Annotated in this window: 1 protein-coding gene and 1 pseudogene; both read right to left on the reverse strand. The window is 39.4% G+C overall.

The annotated features are described in order from the left end of the window. Positions 1–74: 74 nt before the first annotated feature. Complete coding sequence (locus tag IC21_RS14440) at positions 75–458, reverse strand: CDP-glycerol glycerophosphotransferase family protein (protein ID WP_235801123.1); 384 nt, start codon at positions 456–458, stop codon at positions 75–77. A gap of 95 nt (positions 459–553) precedes the next feature. Continuing rightward, positions 554–682 (reverse strand): annotated as a pseudogene (locus IC21_RS16480) (adenylyltransferase/cytidyltransferase family protein); the annotation flags it as partial. Positions 683–964: the final 282 nt, after the last annotated feature.

Consider the following 964-nt stretch of genomic DNA (forward strand, 5'->3'; position numbering starts at 1 on the left):
CGAAAGCCCTCATAAAAATATGCTTCATTTTTTCAGACCCCACCACTACCCGGTCAAAATGGGCATACACTTTTTTAAACCGCTTCAATGGCATGCTTGCCCCTCGTGCGGATCGTTTTGTCTTCAAGGCCGAATGTTTTAACGGCCCCTGCTGCATGCCAGAGCTGGATGCATTCCACCCCTTTTTTAAACCGGGCGGCAGCCAGGAAACCATAATAGTTATCAACAATCACAAATTTCGATGTCGCAATGTTGTATAGGCTGCGGATAAAATGCTGCAAATTTTTCATTTCAAACAGAAATACCTTCTCTTGCCGGACGGTTTCCGCAACACGGCGATAGCAGGAAGAAGTACAAACGAACACTGTCTGAAAAGAAACGGGATGCTTTTTCAATTCCTCATACACATATAAACTGTTCTGCTCAAATGAGACGACAAATGTGATTTTCCTTTTCAAAGGGAAAATTTTACATAATGTAAACAGTACGCGAAAAAGCAGTAAGTATAAGGAAATGAACAGTTCCCTAACCATTTTTCACAGAAAAGAGGTCCTTCTTTATTTTTGATTTCGTTAAATTCATCCGATGAAAGGCCGACGATTAAATGGTCGCCTAATACTCTTGCGCGTTTCAGTAAATTGATATGCCCCCAATGGAGAAGGTCAAATGTTCCGTATGTGATTACTTTTTTTCATACAGTTCTCTCCCTGCTAAATGTAATAGGCAACATTCCTGCACACTGCGACACTTTTCATTATTTTTCCCTAATCTTTACTCATTATATGTCTATTTCAAGCAGAATTCAAATACTTCTTGAATGAGGTATTTGTCAAGTTTTCTCGATAAGGTTTAAATATCGGGTATCACGAGACATTCTCTTTGTCACTTTCAATTACCACGCTTCGCTTGCTTTTTTGGATAAGTAGGGGCTGTTTCGAAATACCAGTTATATTACTGTGCATAA

Source organism: Heyndrickxia coagulans DSM 1 = ATCC 7050, from assembly GCF_000290615.1.
Classification (GTDB): domain Bacteria; phylum Bacillota; class Bacilli; order Bacillales; family Bacillaceae_C; genus Weizmannia; species Weizmannia coagulans.